Here is a 17,736-nt window from a genome sequence, read left to right on the forward strand (position 1 = left end):
TGTCATGAAGTTAGCCATCGTTACGGCCTGCCCGAACGGCATGGTCACCAGTGTGCTGTGTGCCCGGCTGCTCGATGCCGCGGCCCAGCGCCAGGGCTGGAGCACCAGCGTCGAAGTCACAGATGCCGCGCATCCCGAAAAACAACTGTCGGCGGCCACCCTCGATGCGGCCGAGTGGGTACTGCTGGTGACCAGCGCGCCCGTGGACATGTCGCGGTTTGTCGGTAAGCGGCTGTTCCAGAGCACTCCGGCCCAGGCCCTGCAGGATGTGGAAGCCGTGCTGCAGCGAGGAGCGCAGGAGGCTCAGGTTTACGCCGCTGAAGTGTCCGTCGTCGAACCGGTGGCGGTCGTCGAGAACGCGCCGCGACTGGTGGCCGTCACCGCGTGCCCGACGGGTGTCGCTCACACGTTCATGGCCGCCGAGGCCTTGCAGCAAGCGGCCAAGCGCCTGGGCTATGACCTGCAGGTGGAAACCCAGGGGTCGGTCGGTGCGCGCAATCCGTTGAGCGCGCAAGCCATTGCCGAAGCCGATGTGGTGCTGCTGGCGGCCGATATCGAAGTCGCCACCGAGCGTTTCGCCGGTAAGAAAATCTATCGCTGCGGCACCGGCATTGCTCTCAAACAAGCTGAAGCGACCTTGAAAAAAGCCCTGGCCGAAGGCCAGCAGGAAAGCGCTTCGAGCACCGCCAAGACAACGGCCAAACAAGAGAAGACGGGCGTCTATAAACACCTGCTGACCGGCGTGTCGTTCATGTTGCCGATGGTGGTGGCCGGCGGCTTGATGATCGCCTTGTCGTTCGTGTTCGGCATCACTGCATTCAAGGAAGAGGGCACGCTGGCGGCGGCGTTGATGCAGATCGGCGGCGACACTGCGTTCAAGCTGATGGTGCCTCTGTTGGCGGGTTATATCGCCTATTCCATTGCCGACCGTCCTGGCCTCGCGCCGGGGATGATCGGCGGTATGCTGGCGAGCACCCTGGGCGCCGGTTTCATCGGCGGGATCATCGCCGGTTTTCTGGCTGGTTATGCGGCCAAGGCGATCAACCGATATGCGCGGTTACCGCAAAGTCTCGAGGCGCTCAAGCCGATCCTGATCATTCCGCTGCTGGCGAGTCTGTTCACCGGGCTGGTGATGATCTACGTGGTCGGCAAGCCGGTCGCCGGGATGCTTGCCGGGCTTACGCATTTCCTCGACAGCATGGGCACCACCAATGCGATTCTGCTCGGTGTGCTGCTGGGCGGCATGATGTGCGTCGACCTCGGCGGGCCGATCAACAAGGCAGCCTATGCGTTCTCGGTGGGCTTGCTGGCGTCGCAGAGCTACGCGCCGATGGCGGCGACCATGGCGGCCGGCATGGTGCCGCCGATCGGTCTGGGCATCGCCACGTTCATTGCCCGGCGCAAGTTCGCCCAGACCGAGCGCGAAGCCGGTAAAGCGGCGCTGGTGCTGGGGCTGTGCTTCATCTCCGAAGGGGCGATTCCGTTTGCGGCCAAAGACCCGCTGCGGGTGATTCCGGCGAGCATCGCCGGCGGTGCGCTGACCGGTGCGTTGTCGATGTACTTCGGCTGCAAACTGATGGCGCCCCACGGTGGGTTGTTCGTGTTGGCGATCCCGAATGCGATCAACCATGCGCTGCTTTATTTGTTGGCGATTGTGGCGGGGAGCCTGTTGACGGCGGTGGTGTATGCGCTGGTGAAACGGCCGGAGATGGTGGAGTTGGCACTGGAGCCGGCCAGGGCCTGACACCATTAACTGTGGTGTTGGCGGGATCTGTGTCATGCCAGGGTCATAGGGCCATGCTTTAGTTTTTCCTTTTTCAGGGAGAACACCATGAGCGATTTCAACCTCGGGCGCCGTCGTGTCATGCAAGCGGTCGGCGCCGGGCTGTTGTTGCCGGGGCTGGCGCCGGCGGTGATCGCTTCGGTCAAGGATCGGCCGCAACTCACCGACGGCGTGCAGTCCGGCGACCTGCTGGGCGACCGGGCGATCATCTGGAGCCGCTGCGACCGCCCTGCGCGGATGGTGGTGGAGTGGGACACCCGCAGCCTGTTTCCCAACCCTCGGCGATTCGTCTCGCCCCTGGCCGATGCACGCACCGATTTCACAGCCCGGGTCGAACTCACCGGGCTGCCCGCCGATCAGGCGATTTTCTATCGCGTGCAGTTCGAGGACGCCCAGAGCGGCGTTGCCAGCGAACTCTGGTTCGGTCACTTGCGCAGCGTGCCGCAAACCCGCCGTGACATCCGTTTCGTCTGGAGCGGCGACACCGTCGGCCAGGGCTTCGGCATCAATCCGGACATTGGCGGCATGCGCATCTACGAAGCAATGCGCCTGCGCCTGCCGGACTTTTTTATCCACAGCGGCGACACCATTTACGCCGACGGCCCGATCCCGGCGCAGCTCACCACGGAAGACGGCCGGGTATGGCGCAACATCACCACCGAAGCCAAGAGCAAAGTCGCCGAGACCCTCGATGAGTATCGCGGCAATTATCGCTACAACCTGATGGACGAAAACATCCGTCGCTTCAACGCCGAGGTCCCGCAGATCTGGCAGTGGGACGACCACGAAGTGGTGAACAACTGGTCGCCGGGCAAGCAGCTGGATGCGCGTTACCAGGACAAGGATATCCACAGCCTGGTGGGCCGCGCACGCCAGGCCTGGCTCGAATACGCGCCAATGCGCTTGCAGAGCGGCGATGGTGGCGGGCGGATCTATCGCAAGCTCGGTTACGGCCCGCTGCTCGATGTATTTGTACTCGACATGCGCAGTTATCGCGGTGCCAACGATGACAACCTGGGCGCTGAAAAACCCTTCCTCGGGCGTGAACAACTGGACTGGCTCCAGCGCGAAATGCAGGCGTCGAATGCGCAATGGAAAGTCATCGCCGCCGACATGCCTATTGGCCTGGGCGTACCCGACGGCGAAGTCAGCCCCGGTGTCGCGCGCTGGGAAGCGGTGGCCAACGGTGACCCAGGCTCGGCCCAGGGGCGTGAACTGGAAATCGCTGAATTGCTCGGTTTCCTGCGGGCGCAGCAGGTGCGCAATTTCCTGTTTCTGACTGCGGATGTGCATTACTGCGCGGCCCATCATTACCACCCGGATCGGGCGGAGTTCCAGGATTTCGAACCGTTCTGGGAGTTCGTCGCCGGACCGTTGAATGCCGGTAGCTTCGGGCCTAATCCGCTGGATAAGACCTTCGGCCCCGAAGTGGTGTTCGAAAAGGCGCCGCCCGCGCAGAACGTCTCGCCGTTTGCCGGCTTTCAGTTTTTTGGCGAGGTGAATATCGATGGGCAAACGGGGGAGTTGAGCGTGGTGTTGCGGGATCTGGACGGGGTGTCCGTATTCGAGCGCAAGTTGCAGCTGGTTTGACCAACATTCAAGCCACTGTGGGAGCGAGCTTGCTCGCGATTGCGGTCTGACAGCCAACAGATTTGTTGAATGTAAAACAGTCATCGTCGGAACGCCGCCCGGAGCAAGCTCGCTCCCACAGGGAACTCAGTGAATCAGTACACGTCGCGGCGGTAGCGGCCCTGTTCGATCAGGCGCTCCACTTCGTCGGCGCCCAGCACTTCGTTGAGTACCTGGTCCACGCCCGAAGCCATGCCTTGAAGGCTGCCGCAGATGTAGATCACCGCACCATCCTCCAGCCACGTCTTGAGCTCGGCTGCCGATTCACGCAGACGATCCTGTACGTAAATCTTTTCGGCCTGGTCGCGGGAAAATGCCAGGTCGAGACGCGCCAGGTCACCATTGATCAGCCACTCCTCCAGCTCCTTTCGGCACAGGTAGTCGTGCTCGCGATGGCGCTCGCCAAACAGCAGCCACTGACGTTGCTGACCATCGGCAATCCGGGCCTTGAGCAGGCTGCGCAACCCGGCCAGCCCCGTGCCATTGCCCAGCAGGATCATCGGCACCGGTTGGGCCGGCAGATGGAAACCACTGTTGCGCCGCACGCGCAGGCTGATGGCGCTGCCCACCGGCGCGTGTTCGGTAAGCCAGCCGGAACCGACACCGAGGTTGCCGTCGGCATGCACTTCCTGACGCACGATCAACTCCAGCACGCCATCGGCCGGGATCGACGCAATGGAGTACTCGCGCATGGCCAGCGGCACGAGGGCCTCTGCCAACGCTTGGGCGTGCAGGCCGACCAGGTGGGCGCGGTTCTCCGGCAACTGGCGGCTGGCCAGGGCCTGTTCGAGGGTTTCTTCCAGGCCGTTGAGTCGCACCTTGGTTTCACCGTGGATCCCCATGCCGTCGAGGAAGTGCTCGATGGCCCACGGGCAATTGCGCGGCATCACTTCCACCAGGTCGCCCGCCAGCCAGCTGCTGGTGGAAGGCGGCTTGAGGCCCAACAAGTACACCGGCGAACCGCTGCTGTCCGGGTTGAGCAGTTCACGATGCAGCAGGGTCCAGTTGTCGTAGCTGGGCGCTTGCCAGGTATCAACGGGGGCCTGGCCGGTCAACAGGCCCAGTTGCTGTTGCCAGTGGCACAAGGCGTAAGGGTCACCGCTATCGACCTCCACCGGGGCGAACAGGGTCTTTGCACCCTGTTCGCCCAACCAGGCATGCAGGCGTTTGGCGAAACCGCAGAAGTGTTGATACTGCCGGTCGCCCAACCCAAGGACGGCATAATTCAGGCGTCCCAGGCTCGGTGCCCGGCCCAGTACCTTGCGCTCGAAACCGCGGGCGCTGTCCGGTGCTTCGCCGTCGCCGAAGGTGCTGACCACGAACAAGGCATTGTTCGATTCATGCAAGTCCTGCTCGCTGACGTCCGCCAACGGCTGCACTTTGACCGGCAAGCCTGCAGCCTGCAATTGCCCGGCGGTCTGCCACGCAAGTTGCTCGGCAAAACCACTTTGGCTGGCGAAGCCGATCAGCCACGCCGGCGCGTCGCTGGCGGTTTGCACCAGGTCTTTGCGCGCATCCTTGATCTGGCGTTTTTTGCGCCGACGATCCAGGTACAGCATCCAGCCGGTGATGAAGAACAGTGGCATGGTCAGTGAGGTGATGGTCAGGAGGATGCGCCCGACGATGCCGAAGTAACTGCCAACGTGCAGCGCATAGATGCTGGTCAGCAACTGCGCCTTGAGGCTCTTGTCGCTGTAGCGATCCACCCGTTTGACCACCCCGGTGGCCGGGTCGAGGGTGATCTGGTTCAGGGCGCGGTCGTGAGGCGAAGTTTTCAGCAGGAAGAACACGGTCGCCGGTTGACCGGCCACGGGCGGCATGCGCACGTTATAGGAACTGAGTTGCGGGCCGGCCGCGCTGTAGATGCTGCTCCACATCGCCGCGTAATCGGCCGTCGGTGCCGGACCGCTTGGCGCAGGCCCGCGTCCGCCGCGAACGCGTTCGCTCTGCGGTGAGTCGGAGAGCAAGCGGGTCAGTCCCTTGTTGTACCACTCGTAGGACCAGGACAACCCGGTCAGCGCCGCCAGGAGGTAAAACACCAGGCACCAGGTACCGGCCACCGAGTGCAGGTCCCAGTTGAAACTGCGGCCCTTTTTCTTCCAGTCCAGGGTCAGCCAGGCACGCCAGCTTTTCCACTGGCGAGGCCAGCGCAGGTACAGGCCGGACAGGCAGAAGAACACCAGGATCAGCGTGCACGCGCCGGTGATCTGCCGACCCGTGTCGCCCATGGCGAGGAAGCGGTGCAGTTGCAGCATCAGGCCGAAGAAGCCCTGGCCGGAGGCATCGCCAAGGAACTCGGCGGTGTACGGGTCGAAGTAGCGCATCTCGCCACGGCGCTCACCCGGCGGCGGGGTGAACCACACTTTGGCGGCGTTGCCGCTGTCGGTTTCCACCGTGAGCATCGAGACTTTTTTGCCCGACACGGCTTCGATGTGCTCCACCAGCTCGACAGGCGGCAGCACACCGGCGACCTGTTTTTCGACCTGCAATACAGACGGGTTGAGTGTGCTCAGGATTTCATCCTGAAACGACACCGCCGCCCCGGTGATGCCCATAAGGGCCAGGACCAGCCCGGCGCTGATGCCGAAAAACCAGTGCAACTGGAACAGGGTTTTCTTCAACACGTCGCTCGCCTTGTTCGTTCAAGTTGATTCATCACGGCGCGCATTATGCCGTGGGGTTGTCGAGAAGCATTCTTTTTTACGCACAAAAGCCCCGTTCATGTGGATGAACGGGGCCCTGCCCAATGTAGGAGCTGGCGAAGCCTGCGATCTTTTGATTTTTGGCGATTTAAGCTTCGCTAAACATCAGGATCAAAAGATCGCAGCCTCCGGCAGCTCCTACGATCAGAAGTGGAAGTTGGTGCTCAGCAAAGCGGTACGACCGGCCGCCTGGTTGGCGAAGTGAGTCGAGAACGCCTTGTCGTAGTAGGTTTCGTCGGTCAGGTTCTGCACGTTCAGTTGCAGGTCGACGTTCTTGGTCAGCTTGTAGGCCGCCATCGCGTCGTAACGAACGTAGGAATCGACCATGGTGGTGTTGGCGGCACTGCCGAACACGTCATCGACATAGAACGCACCGCCGCCGATGGTCAGCCTTGGCGTGACCTGATAGGTCGTCCACAGGCTGGCGCTGTTTTTCGGCGTGTTAGGCAGTTCGTTGCCATCGTTGGCTTTGTTTGCCGGCATGTCGCCGCCATCGACTTGTTCACTGTCCATGTAGGCATAACCGGCGAAGACCTGCCATTTGTCGGTGAGCTTGCCGGTGGCCGACAGTTCGACACCTTGAACGCGGGTTTTGCCGACGTTTTCGTACGTCGTGGTGTTGGTCTGCACACGAGCGTTTTCTTTCTCGGTGCGGAAGATGTCGGCGGTCAGGGACAGACGATCATTCAGCAGGTCCCACTTGGTGCCGATCTCGTAGTTCTTGGTGGTTTCCGGCTCCATGTCGCTTTTCAGCAGGTTGCCGTTGCGATCCGGCGTGCCGCCCAGCGGGTTGCCTTCCGAACCTTCGCCCAGGGTGTTGCCCGGTGGCGTGGCAGATGTCGCGTAGGACGCATAGATGCTGCCGTTTTCGGCTGGTTTGTACACCACGCCGAACTGACCGGTAACGAATTCGCTGGTGTCATCGCCTTTGGACGTGGTCACGCTGGAACCGTTGAAGGTTTTGTAGTCGGTGTCGAAATGGTCGTAGCGCAGCCCCATGTTCACCAGCCACTGTTCGGACAACGTCAGTGTATCGAACACATACAATGCGTAGGTGTTGGCCTTGGTTTCGGTGCCCGCATAGTTGCGCGAGATGGCGCCGCTCCACGGATCATTCGGGGTCGGGTTGGACAGCGAGGTACAGTTGTAACCGCTTGGCGCGCCGATCATTGCCGGCGAGCAGTTGGTGGTTACCGCTGCTGTTCCCGGGGTGGTGTCCGTGTTGACGTTGTACGAGGATTTTTCACTTTCCTCATGGGTGTATTCGACACCGGTGGAGAAGCTGTTCTTGAATCCGGCGATGTAGACATCACCAAACAGGTCGGTCTGGTTGGTGGTGGTCTCGGTGTTGCTCACGCGGGTGTTCGCCCGACGCCAGACACTGCCGTTGTTGACGTTGCCTTTACTGTCGTCAGGCTGGGTCAGGATGTAGTCCTGCATGCTGGAGCCGTGACGCAGGGTGTTCTTGATGGTCAGCGAGTCGCTCAGGTCGTGCTCGATGGCGAAGGTCGCCGTGTCGGTGCGGGTCTTGCGGAAGTCGCGATCGGTCAGGCCATAGAAATTGCTGCTGTCGCCGCCGTCATTCGGCTTGTCCGGGTTGGATTTGGTACGGGCGGCCGAGCCTCCGGTCGGGATGCTGTACGGAATACCCGAGTCCGGCAGGTCGTTGCTTTCGAGGTGGTAGTAGTCGAGGTTGACGCGGGTGTCGGTGCCCAGGCCGAAGGCCAGGGACGGTGCAACACCCCAACGGTCGTAGTTGACGCTGTCACGTCCGGCGACGTTGCTCTCGTGGCTCAGCAGGTTCAGACGGCCGGCGGCGGTATCGGTGAACTGGTAGTTGCCGTCAAAGGTGTAGCGCTGGGTCTGGTCGGAACCCCAGGTGAAACCACCGTCGAGCGAGTCGCCCAGGTGAGCTTTCTTGCTGACCAGGTTGATGCTGCCGCCCGCAGCGCCACGGCCGCCGATGGCGGAGTTCGGGCCCTTGCTGACTTCGATCGATTCAACGGCGAAGATTTCGCGGCTCTGGGAACCGGTGTCGCGCACGCCGTCCAGGTAAGTGTCGCCCTGGGCGTCGAAGCCGCGGATGAATGGACGATCACCCTGGGGGTTGCCACCTTCACCGGCACCGAAAGTGATGCCAGGAACGGTGCGTAGCGCGTCCTGCATATTGAGGGCGCCGGTGTCTTTGAGAACCTGTTGCGGAATGACGGTTACCGAGCGCGGCGTGTCGATCAGCGGCGCGGTGTACTTGGGCGAGGAGGCTTTCTCTACGTTGTAGGTTGTCTCGTCCTGGGCTTCGCCGGTGATGGCGGTGGCGCCCAGCGAAATCACTTTGTCGGGGGCTTTTTCGTCGGTTTTTTCCGCCGCGAAAACCATGTGGCCCGCAGACCCGGCAGTTATCGCCATGCCGATGGCCGATGCGAGCAGACGTGGTGAACTGACCGGTACTTGTGGTTGTTGACGCGACATTTGAATTCCCCTCCCCAAGGATTTGAGGCCGCGGAATATAGTGTAAATAAGTATTTGTAACAATTGCGAAACATTACTATTCGCACTGAATTTACAATCTTTACAATTTAACCTTACGGTTTCTGCTGACTCATTCGTCAGATGTGTTTTACACAGGCAATAAGAATCAATACCATTGGCGCTCCTTTGTATTCAGGTGTCTTTGTCATGCTGCTGCACATTCCCGGCCTGTTTGAAAAAGACGAGGTGCAGCGCATTCGCGAGGCTCTGGAGCAAGCCGATTGGGCCGATGGAAAGATCACCGCCGGCTACCAGTCGGCCAAGGCCAAGCACAATTTGCAGCTGCCCGAAGGGCATCCGCTGGCCAAGGAGATCGGCGCGGCGATGCTGGAGCGGCTGTGGAAAAATCCGCTGTTCATGTCAGCAGCCTTGCCGCACAAAGTCTTTCCACCGTTGCTGAACTGTTACACCGCCGGTGGCAGTTTCGACTTCCATATCGACAACGCGGTGCGTCAGCCCAAGGGCGGCATCGAGCGGGTGCGCACGGATTTGTCCGCCACGCTGTTCTTCAGCGAGCCGCAGGATTACGACGGCGGCGAGCTGGAGATCCAGGACACCTTTGGCACTCAACGGGTGAAGCTGCCTGCCGGCGACATGGTGCTTTACCCAGGCACCAGCCTGCACAAGGTCAATGCGGTGACACGAGGAACGCGACTCGCCTCGTTTTTCTGGACGCAAAGCCTGGTGCGTGAAGACAGCCAGCGCGCCCTGTTGTTCGAGATGGACGGGGCCATCCAGCAACTGACCCGCGATGTGCCCGATCATCCATCGCTGATCCGCCTCACCGGTACCTATCACAACCTGTTGCGGCGCTGGGTCGAGGTGTAAGTGGCGGATTTCCGTTTACGCCGCGAGGAAATGCTCGACGGTGAGCGCCTGCGCGCGATGCTCGACGAAAGTCCGGCCCGGGCGGCCCAGGCGATTCTGATCGCGGCCCGCGAAGACGTCCTCGATGCGCAGGCGTTGCTCGGGCAGATTTTGCTGGACGGGCAGGGCATTGCTCAGGATCGGCCGCTGGCACTGCGTTGGTTCGATATCGCCGCGCGACGCGGGCATGTGATGGCGCGCAACATGCTCGGCCGTTGTCATGAGCATGGTTGGGGCTGTGCTGCCGATACATCGCTAGCGGCCAGGCATTACCGACTTGCCGCCAGTGCAGGGCTGGATTGGGCGATGTACAACTACGCCAATCTGCTGGCGACCGGTCGCGGGGTGGTTGAGGACCAGTTTCAAGCACTGAGTCTCTATCGCCGTGCGGCTGAGTTGGGCCATGCAAAATCGATGAATCTGTTGGGACGGTATCTGGAAGAAGGGCGGGTTTGTCCCGCGGATCCGGCTGCGGCTCGTAACTGGTATCGACGTTCGGCCGAGGGTGGGGATTTTCGCGGGCAGTTCAGCTTTGCAGCGGTCTTGACCGACGAAGGGAATATCGAGGATGCGTTGCTCTGGCTGCACAAGGCGCTGGCCGGGGGGAATCTGAATTTTCTGCGGGTGGCGAGTCAGGCGCTGATGGACGCGACCGATCCGAGGATTCAGGCACTGGCCGACGATTACGCTCGCCGCTGCGCCGATCTGCAGCGAACTCAATCCATGTAGGAGCTGCCGAAGGCTGCGATCTTTTGACCTTTAGAAGCAAGATCAAAAGATCGCAGCCTTCGGCAGCTCCTACCGAGGCGAATTTCAGGCACAAAAAAACCCATGACATGTCATGGGCTTTTGTTTTCTACGCAGTATTTACACGTAGAACGACTTCAGCGGCGGGAAGCCGTTGAATTCAACAGCGCTGTAGCTGGTGGTGTACGCACCGGTCGACAGCCAGTACAGGCGATCACCGATGGCCAGGTTCAGCGGCAGGCCGTACTTGTAGTTTTCGTACATGATGTCGGCGCTGTCGCAGGTAGGACCGGCGATGACCACTTCTTCCATCTCGCCTTTCTTCTCGGTCCAGATCGGGAACTTGATGGCTTCGTCCATGGTTTCGATCAGGCCGGAGAACTTGCCCACATCCGTGTACACCCAACGCTCGACGGCGGTACGGGATTTACGCGCAACCAGCACCACTTCACTGACCAGGATGCCGGCGTTGGCGATCAGCGAACGGCCTGGTTCCAGGATGATTTCCGGCAAGTCATCACCGAAGTCTTCCTTCAGGAAACGGATGATTTCCTCGGCGTAGGTTTCCAGGCTGTTGGTGCGGGTGATGTAGTTGGCCGGGAAGCCGCCGCCCATGTTGATCAGCTTCAGATGGATGCCGTCTTCTTCTTTCAGACGCTCGAAGATCACTTTGACCTTGGCGATCGCGGCGTCCCAGACGCTGATGTCGCGCTGTTGCGAGCCAACGTGGAACGAGATGCCGTAAGGCACCAGGCCCAGGTCGCGAGCGAGGATCAGCAGGTCCATGGCCATGTCGGTCTGGCAGCCGAATTTGCGCGACAGTGGCCAGTCGGCGGTGGTCGAGCCTTCGGTCAGGATGCGTACGTAGACTTTCGAGCCCGGAGCGGCCTTGGCGATGTTGCGCAGGTCGGCTTCGGAGTCGGTGGCGAACAGGCGCACGCCCTTCTCGTAGAAGTAGCGGATGTCCTTGGACTTCTTGATGGTGTTGCCGTAGCTGATCTGGTCGGCGCTGACGCCGCGCCCCAGCACTTTGTCCAGCTCATAGATAGAGGCGATGTCGAAGCTCGAACCTTTCTCTTTGAGCAGGTCGATGATTTCCACGGCCGGGTTGGCCTTGACCGCGTAGTAGACCTTGGCGAATTCGAAACCGGCGCGCAGGTCGTCATAGGCCTGGCTGATCATCGCGGTGTCGATCACCACGAATGGGGTTTCCTGTTTGTCGGCGAACGCCTTCATTTTCTGAAAGGTTTCACGCGCGAAATAGTCTTCGACCTGGATCGACATACCTGGGAGCTCCTAAAGGCAAACGTTGTTAATCAATGGGTGCAAATGAACGTCCTCCGTATCCCCACTTTGGTTCGCCTACTTCCCAAGGCATGTCGCCGAAAGCAAAAAGGCCATGGGAAGTGCAGCTTTCCCTTGGCCTTGCTGTCTCGTCGTCAGTACTTGAGCCGGATGGATCGTTTCCAGCATGGACGTTCGGCGCGAACTTTAGGGCGTGAGGGGCTTGAGATCAACAAAAAATGTCGCGTTTTTGCACTCTTCTGACGCGCGTTGCGGGCATCACTCTTTGTAACCGACCCAGATGACAGTCGGATGTTCCCGAGGAATTATGAAGTGTTAAGAATACCTGCACGTTCAACGCTTTTGTGCGCTAAGTCGCTAGTGAATACGATAGCGTCAACATCGGCGACGTTGGCTGCGAAAAGGTGAGTTGAGAGGGGATTTGACCATTCTGGAGCGTGTTTCCGGACTGATTTTGCAGACGCTACTGTTGATATTTTTTTCCGGCCTGCGAATCACTGGAAAATTGCATGGAACCTGTGGGAGCGAGCTCGCTCCCACAGGGTTTGTATTTTTACCGGGTAATGTGAGCTGTCAGGCGACCACTGCCTCGGCAGGCGACACGATGTTGGTCTTCATTCCTCGCGAACGACCTGAGCTCAAGTAAGCTGCAATCGACTCCTGCGTCACCTCACCCAAAAACACCCGCTCGGCATCCATCACCGGCAACCACGCTCGATTGAACTCGTACATGCGCGACAGCAGGATGCGCAAATGTTCGTCGTACGCCGCCGTGGCATTGAACTCGCGTTGGTACTGCGCGCAGGTGCCGGTCTGACGGTGCAGGTCGCGACGTCGTACGTAACCCAGGGCTTTATTCTCGGCACAAGTGACCACCACATAGCGTCGGTCATGCTCGTCCATCAACTCCAGCGCTTCAGCCACCGGGGTTTGCGGGCTGACGGATGGGGCGTTGTCCGCCGCGTCTTCGGCTTTCACCAACAGCAGACGCTTGAGCGTGCTGTCCTGTCCGACGAAGTTGCTGACAAACTCATCCGCCGGATGCGCGAGCAGAGTGTCCGGGTGATCGATCTGCAGCAGCTTGCCGGCGCGGAAGATCGCAATCTTGTCGCCGAGCTTGATAGCCTCGTCGATGTCGTGGCTGACCATGATCACGGTCTTGTTCAGCGCCCGCTGCATTTCGAAAAATTCGTTCTGGATCATCTCGCGGTTGATCGGGTCGACCGCACCGAAGGGTTCGTCCATCAGCAACAGCGGCGCATCGGCGGCCAGTGCGCGAATCACGCCGATCCGCTGTTGCTGCCCACCGGACAATTCCTGTGGGTAACGATGCAGATACTGCTTGGGTTCGAGCTTGATCATGCTCATCAGTTCGCGGGCGCGGTCGTGGCATTTCTGTTTATCCCAGCCGAGCAGCTTCGGCACCACCACAATGTTCTCCTCGATGGTCATGTTCGGGAACAGGCCGATCTGCTGGATCACGTAGCCGATGTTGCGGCGCAGGGTCACTTCGTCGAGGCCGGTGGTGTCTTCGCCGTTGATCAGGATCTTGCCCGAGGTCGGTTTGATCAGGCGGTTGATCATTTTCAGCGTGGTGCTTTTACCGCAACCCGATGGCCCGAGGAACACGCAGATTTCGCCTTCATTGACGGTCAGGCTTACCGAGTCCACGGCTTTCACATCTTTGCCGTTGCTTTGGAAGGTCTTGCTGAGGTTTTGAAGTTCGATCATTTCAGGAGTCCTTTTGGAGTCAGCGAACGTTGCAGCCATTGCAAAAGCAGGTCGGCGAAGATGGCCAGCAAACTGACCAGAACAGCGCCGACAATCAGCATCGACATATCGCTGCGGCTGATGGAAGCGAGGATGAGTACGCCCAGGCCGCCGGCGCCAATGGTGGCGGCGATGGTCATGACGCCGATGTTCATCACCACGGCCGTGCGCACTCCGGCGAGGATCACCGGCACGGCGATGGGCAACTCGACCATGCGCAGGCGCTGGCCGAAGGTCATGCCGATGCCGCGGGCGGCTTCGCGGATGCCCGGTTCGACGCTGGTCAGGGCCAGGTAGGTGTTACGCATGATCGGCAGCAGCGAGTACAGGAACACCGCGGTAATCGCCGGCATCGGCCCCAGGCCCTGGCCGAACTTTGAGTAGAACGGCAGCAGCAGGCCGAACAGGGCAATCGACGGCACGGTCAGCAGCACCGTGGCGCTGGCTTGCAAGGGGCCGGCGAGACTCGGGAAGCGCGTCATCAAAATGCCCAATGGCACGCCGACCAGAATCGCCAGGGTCACGGCAATGCCGACCAGGGTGATGTGTTGCCACGTCAGGTGTAAGACCAATGGCCAGTCGAGATGGGAAAAGGCGTTCAGGAATTCCATGACTTTTCCTCCTTAATTGATCGGGTGTTGGCGCAGGAAATCGGCGGCGACGGCTGAAGGACTTTGGTGCTCGACGTCGACCCGGGCGTTGAGTTCGCGCATGGTGTTGTCGTCGAACAGTTCAGCCAGCGGCTTGAGCTGAGCGGCTAATTGCGGATGCGCATCGAGGTAGGCCTGACGCACCACCGGTGCGGCGGTGTAGTCGGGGAAGTAGTGCTTGTCGTCTTCCAGCAGTTTCAGCTTGAAGGCGTTGAGGCGACCGTCGGTGGTGTAGACCAGGCCGGCAAACACCTGGCCGTTACGCAGCGCGGTGTAGACCAGGCCGGCGTCCATCTGCCGGATATTCTTGCGGGTCAGGTTCATGTCGTAGAGCTTGACCATGCCATCCAGACCGTCCGAACGGTTGGCGAACTCGGTATCCAGCGCCACCAGATTGTTGGTCCCGGCTTCCTTGCGCAGCACCGTGTTCAGCTCACTGATGGTGTTGATCCGTGGGTATTGGTCGGCGACGTTCTTCGGCAGGGCGAGGGCGTAGGTGTTGCTGAATTTCGACGGGGTGAGCCAGGCCAGGCCTTTTTTCGCGTCGAGTTCTTTTACTCGTGCGTAGGACTGTTCGCTGTCGAGTTTTTCAGTGACATGGTTGTAGGCCACCAGCGACACGCCGGTGTATTCCCAGAGCATGTCCAGCTGGCCGCTTTCGTGGGCGCTGCGGGCCAGATTGCTGCCCAGGCCGCCGGTCACTTGCACCTCGTAACCCTTGGTACGCAGGTACTGCGAAGTGATTTCCGCCAGCAGGGTTTGTTCGGTGAACACCCGGGCGCCGATGCGGATCAAGGGTTTATCGGCGGCTTGGGCAAATCCTGCGAACAGCAGGACGCAGCCTAGTAAAAAGCTTGATGTTTTCATGACGATTCCTTTGCCGGGGCTTAAGACGGGCGCAAGCCGCGTTCGAGCCAGAGGCGGCTGGCGAGTGTCACCAGGCCGTCGAGCAACAAGGCCAGCAAGGCGGTGCAGGCCGCGCCGAGCAGCAATTGCGGCTGATTGTTCAGGGCAATCCCGGGGAAGATCAGGCTGCCGAGACTGTTGGCGCCGATCAGGAACGCCAGCGGCGCGGTCCCCACGTTGATCGCCAACGCCACGCGCACACCACCGATGATGATCGGCACCGCGTTGGGCAATTCGACTTTCCACAGCACCTGGCGCGGGGTCATGCCGATGCCGACGGCGGCTTCCTTGAGCGACCCCTGAACGTTTTTCAGGCCTTCATAGGTGTTGCGCACGATGGGCAGTAGTGAGGCGAGGAACAGGGCGAAGATGGCCGGACCGCTGCCGATGCCGAGGATGCCCAGGGCGATGGCCAGGACGGCGAGGGGCGGAACGGTGTTGCCGATGTTGAAGAACTGCATGAAGCGTTCGGCGCGGCCGACCATGGACGGGCGGCTGAGGAGGATGCCGGCAGGAATGCCCACGACAAGGGCGGCCAGCATGGAAGCGAGGACGAGAACCAGATGAGCTTGCAGATAAAACAACAAATCGTCGCGGTAAAGTTCGATCGTGTTGATGCCGATCCATTGGATCAGCAGGGCCAGAAGGGCGATTACCAGCGCGCCTCCTATCAGCCCTTTGCCATAGTGGATAGCCACAGGCGGACTCCTTTTTTCAGTCGGCAAACACTCTTTCGTGTGGCAATGCCATTCCTGGCTGCCGAAAAAATGATCGCGATAAGCAGCTCGAACAGGCCGGCAAAGCGGCATGCATCGAGCCATGAGCACAGCCTCGTCAGGCCGATTTGCAGGTGTTTCAGGCCCCCGACGAGTGGTCGTAACGGGGGAGTGGACGTCTCCGGGCTTTAAAAGGTTCCCATCTGCGGGAGCATTTGGCCACTCCTAATGTGCTCAACGGTTCGGTTCTTGGATCAACTTGGGCTATAATCTGCGCCCTTTTTTGAATCACCTGCCAGGCGATTTCCCATGACCAAACAGGCCGCCGAAGTCGCGAAACGCCGCACTTTCGCCATTATTTCCCACCCCGATGCCGGTAAGACCACCATCACCGAGAAGCTCTTGCTGATGGGCAAGGCGATTGCGGTAGCCGGTACGGTGAAATCTCGTAAATCCGATCGCCATGCCACCTCCGACTGGATGGAAATGGAAAAGCAGCGTGGTATTTCCATTACCACGTCGGTCATGCAGTTCCCGTATCGCGAACACATGATCAACCTGCTCGATACCCCGGGTCACGAAGACTTCTCCGAAGATACCTACCGCACCCTGACCGCGGTGGACTCGGCGTTGATGGTTCTCGACGGCGGTAAAGGTGTAGAGCCACGGACCATCGCCCTGATGGACGTCTGCCGTCTGCGTGACACGCCGATTGTCAGCTTCATCAACAAACTCGACCGTGACATCCGCGACCCGATCGAACTGCTCGACGAAATCGAAGCGGTCCTGAAGATCAAGGCGGCGCCGATCACCTGGCCGATTGGTTGCTACCGCGACTTCAAGGGCGTGTATCACCTCGCCGATGACTACATCATCGTGTACACCGCCGGTCACGGCCACGAACGCACCGAAACCAAGATCATCGAGAAGCTCGACTCCGATGAAGCCCGCGCCCACCTGGGTGACGAGTACGAGCGTTTCATCGAGCAGCTGGAACTGGTGCAGGGCGCCTGCCACGAGTTCAACCAGCAGGAGTTCCTCGACGGTCAGTTGACCCCGGTGTTCTTCGGTACGGCACTGGGCAACTTCGGTGTCGACCACGTCCTCGACGCCGTCGTCGATTGGGCGCCGCGCCCGCTGGCACGCGTGGCCAACGAGCGTACCGTGGAGCCGGTGGAAGAGAAGTTCTCGGGCTTCATCTTCAAGATCCAGGCGAACATGGACCCGAAGCACCGCGACCGTATCGCCTTCATGCGTATCTGCTCCGGCAAGTACGAAAAAGGCATGAAGATGCGCCATGTGCGCACCGGCAAGGACGTGCGGATCGGCGACGCGCTGACCTTCTTCTCCTCCGAGCGTGAGCAACTGGAAGAAGCCTTTGCCGGCGACATCATCGGCCTGCACAACCACGGCACCATCCAGATCGGCGACACCTTCAGCGAAGGCGAAGCCCTGGGTTTCACCGGTATCCCGCACTTCGCCCCGGAACTGTTCCGCCGCGTGCGTTTGAAAGATCCGCTGAAATCCAAGCAACTGCGCCAGGGCCTGCAACAGCTGGCCGAAGAAGGCGCGACCCAGGTGTTCTTCCCGGAACGCAGCAACGACATCATCCTCGGCGCCGTCGGTGTGCTGCAGTTCGATGTGGTCGCCAGTCGTTTGAAAGAGGAATACAAGGTCGAGTGCTCCTACGAGCCGATCACGGTTTACTCGGCACGCTGGATCGAATGCAGCGACAAGAAGAAGCTTGAGGAATTCTCCAACAAGGCTGTGGAAAACCTGGCACTGGACGGCGGTGGTCACCTGACCTACCTCGCACCGACGCGGGTCAACCTGGCCCTGATGGAAGAGCGCTGGCCGGACGTGAAATTCCGTGCGACGCGTGAGCATCACTAAGCGCTGAGTTGAAATACCCAAAACCCCGTTTGTGAAAGCAGCGGGGTTTTTTATTGCCTATCACATACTTCTGTGGGTTTTTCGGTGTTAGCTGAATTGTGAATAACCCCTATTCCAAACCAATCTGCCAACCCGCTGCATTTTCCCTCGCTCGATAGCATCCAATCTGGAGAACCCGGCTGATCGGAACTAGATTTGACTCAGCGCCAGACAGGCACTCAACGAAAGGACGGAATCGG

The 17,736-nt window shown here is 60.2% G+C and carries 12 protein-coding genes; 5 read left to right on the forward strand and 7 right to left on the reverse strand.

Annotated elements, in window-relative coordinates; all coding sequences use genetic code 11:
* The first annotated feature begins 4 nt into the window (after positions 1-4).
* Positions 5-1,744 carry a PTS fructose-like transporter subunit IIB gene (locus ACMDB8_RS03425; protein ID WP_223542502.1) on the forward strand — a complete coding sequence of 580 codons (1,740 nt, stop codon included), beginning with the start codon at positions 5-7 and terminating at the stop codon, positions 1,742-1,744.
* 87 nt (positions 1,745-1,831) lie between these two features.
* A complete protein-coding gene (locus tag ACMDB8_RS03430; RefSeq protein WP_223542501.1) occupies positions 1,832-3,373 on the forward strand; it encodes an alkaline phosphatase D family protein in 1,542 nt (513 codons plus the stop codon).
* 134 nt (positions 3,374-3,507) lie between these two features.
* On the opposite strand, the gene ACMDB8_RS03435 is transcribed toward ACMDB8_RS03430, so the two are convergent.
* Together ACMDB8_RS03435 and ACMDB8_RS03440 are read right to left on the reverse strand one after the other, a co-directional pair.
* Complete coding sequence (locus tag ACMDB8_RS03435) at positions 3,508-6,036, reverse strand: PepSY domain-containing protein (protein ID WP_223542500.1); 2,529 nt, start codon at positions 6,034-6,036, stop codon at positions 3,508-3,510.
* Between the two features lie 222 nt (positions 6,037-6,258).
* Positions 6,259-8,583, reverse strand: coding sequence for a TonB-dependent receptor (locus ACMDB8_RS03440; RefSeq protein ID WP_056728266.1), 2,325 nt, complete (start codon positions 8,581-8,583; stop codon positions 6,259-6,261).
* 207 nt (positions 8,584-8,790) lie between these two features.
* On the opposite strand from ACMDB8_RS03440, the gene ACMDB8_RS03445 reads away from it, so the two are divergent.
* Both ACMDB8_RS03445 and ACMDB8_RS03450 read left to right on the forward strand, forming a co-directional pair.
* Positions 8,791-9,471, forward strand: coding sequence for a Fe2+-dependent dioxygenase (locus ACMDB8_RS03445; RefSeq protein WP_056728267.1), 681 nt, complete (start codon positions 8,791-8,793; stop codon positions 9,469-9,471).
* Positions 9,472-9,501: 30 nt separating this feature from the next.
* Positions 9,502-10,239, forward strand: a complete 738-nt coding sequence (locus ACMDB8_RS03450; RefSeq protein WP_056728268.1) for a tetratricopeptide repeat protein — start codon at positions 9,502-9,504, stop codon at positions 10,237-10,239.
* A gap of 138 nt (positions 10,240-10,377) precedes the next feature.
* On the opposite strand, the gene ACMDB8_RS03455 is transcribed toward ACMDB8_RS03450, so the two are convergent.
* The 5 genes from ACMDB8_RS03455 to ACMDB8_RS03475 form a co-directional block, all read right to left on the reverse strand.
* Entirely contained in the window at positions 10,378-11,541 is a 1,164-nt protein-coding gene (locus tag ACMDB8_RS03455) for a type III PLP-dependent enzyme (protein WP_056728269.1), read from the reverse strand.
* A gap of 594 nt (positions 11,542-12,135) precedes the next feature.
* Positions 12,136-13,293, reverse strand: a complete 1,158-nt coding sequence (locus tag ACMDB8_RS03460; RefSeq protein WP_409078303.1) for a betaine/proline/choline family ABC transporter ATP-binding protein — start codon at positions 13,291-13,293, stop codon at positions 12,136-12,138.
* Positions 13,290-13,943, reverse strand: coding sequence for an ABC transporter permease (locus ACMDB8_RS03465; RefSeq protein ID WP_338584665.1), 654 nt, complete (start codon positions 13,941-13,943; stop codon positions 13,290-13,292). Before ACMDB8_RS03465 ends, ACMDB8_RS03460 begins: the two co-directional genes overlap by 4 nt.
* A 12-nt stretch (positions 13,944-13,955) precedes the next feature.
* Positions 13,956-14,849 (reverse strand): glycine betaine ABC transporter substrate-binding protein, encoded by an 894-nt coding sequence (locus ACMDB8_RS03470; protein ID WP_409078302.1) that lies wholly within the window; start codon positions 14,847-14,849, stop codon positions 13,956-13,958.
* A 20-nt stretch (positions 14,850-14,869) separates the two neighbouring features.
* Entirely contained in the window at positions 14,870-15,586 is a 717-nt protein-coding gene (locus ACMDB8_RS03475) for an ABC transporter permease (RefSeq protein WP_056728281.1), read from the reverse strand.
* Between the two features lie 327 nt (positions 15,587-15,913).
* On the opposite strand from ACMDB8_RS03475, the gene ACMDB8_RS03480 reads away from it, so the two are divergent.
* Positions 15,914-17,497: a peptide chain release factor 3 gene (locus ACMDB8_RS03480; RefSeq protein WP_056728283.1), complete on the forward strand. Its 1,584-nt coding sequence runs from the start codon at positions 15,914-15,916 to the stop codon at positions 17,495-17,497.
* The last annotated feature ends 239 nt before the right edge of the window (positions 17,498-17,736 follow it).

It is taken from the genome of Pseudomonas monachiensis, assembly GCF_047345015.1.
Classification (GTDB): Bacteria; Pseudomonadota; Gammaproteobacteria; order Pseudomonadales; family Pseudomonadaceae; genus Aquipseudomonas; species Aquipseudomonas monachiensis.

Excerpts from the sequence above, each read along its gene's own strand:
- ACMDB8_RS03450 (WP_056728268.1), top strand. The coding sequence starts at position 9,502 with ATGCTCGACGGTGAGCGCCTGCGCGCGATGCTCGACGAAAGTCCGGCC.
- ACMDB8_RS03480 (WP_056728283.1), top strand. The coding sequence starts at position 15,914 with ATGACCAAACAGGCCGCCGAAGTCGCGAAACGCCGCACTTTCGCCATT.
- ACMDB8_RS03470 (WP_409078302.1), bottom strand. The coding sequence starts at position 14,849 with ATGAAAACATCAAGCTTTTTACTAGGCTGCGTCCTGCTGTTCGCAGGA.
- ACMDB8_RS03430 (WP_223542501.1), top strand. The coding sequence starts at position 1,832 with ATGAGCGATTTCAACCTCGGGCGCCGTCGTGTCATGCAAGCGGTCGGC.
- ACMDB8_RS03455 (WP_056728269.1), bottom strand. The coding sequence starts at position 11,541 with ATGTCGATCCAGGTCGAAGACTATTTCGCGCGTGAAACCTTTCAGAAA.
- ACMDB8_RS03445 (WP_056728267.1), top strand. The coding sequence starts at position 8,791 with ATGCTGCTGCACATTCCCGGCCTGTTTGAAAAAGACGAGGTGCAGCGC.
- ACMDB8_RS03440 (WP_056728266.1), bottom strand. The coding sequence starts at position 8,583 with ATGTCGCGTCAACAACCACAAGTACCGGTCAGTTCACCACGTCTGCTC.
- ACMDB8_RS03460 (WP_409078303.1), bottom strand. The coding sequence starts at position 13,293 with ATGATCGAACTTCAAAACCTCAGCAAGACCTTCCAAAGCAACGGCAAA.
- ACMDB8_RS03465 (WP_338584665.1), bottom strand. The coding sequence starts at position 13,943 with ATGGAATTCCTGAACGCCTTTTCCCATCTCGACTGGCCATTGGTCTTA.
- ACMDB8_RS03425 (WP_223542502.1), top strand. The coding sequence starts at position 5 with ATGAAGTTAGCCATCGTTACGGCCTGCCCGAACGGCATGGTCACCAGT.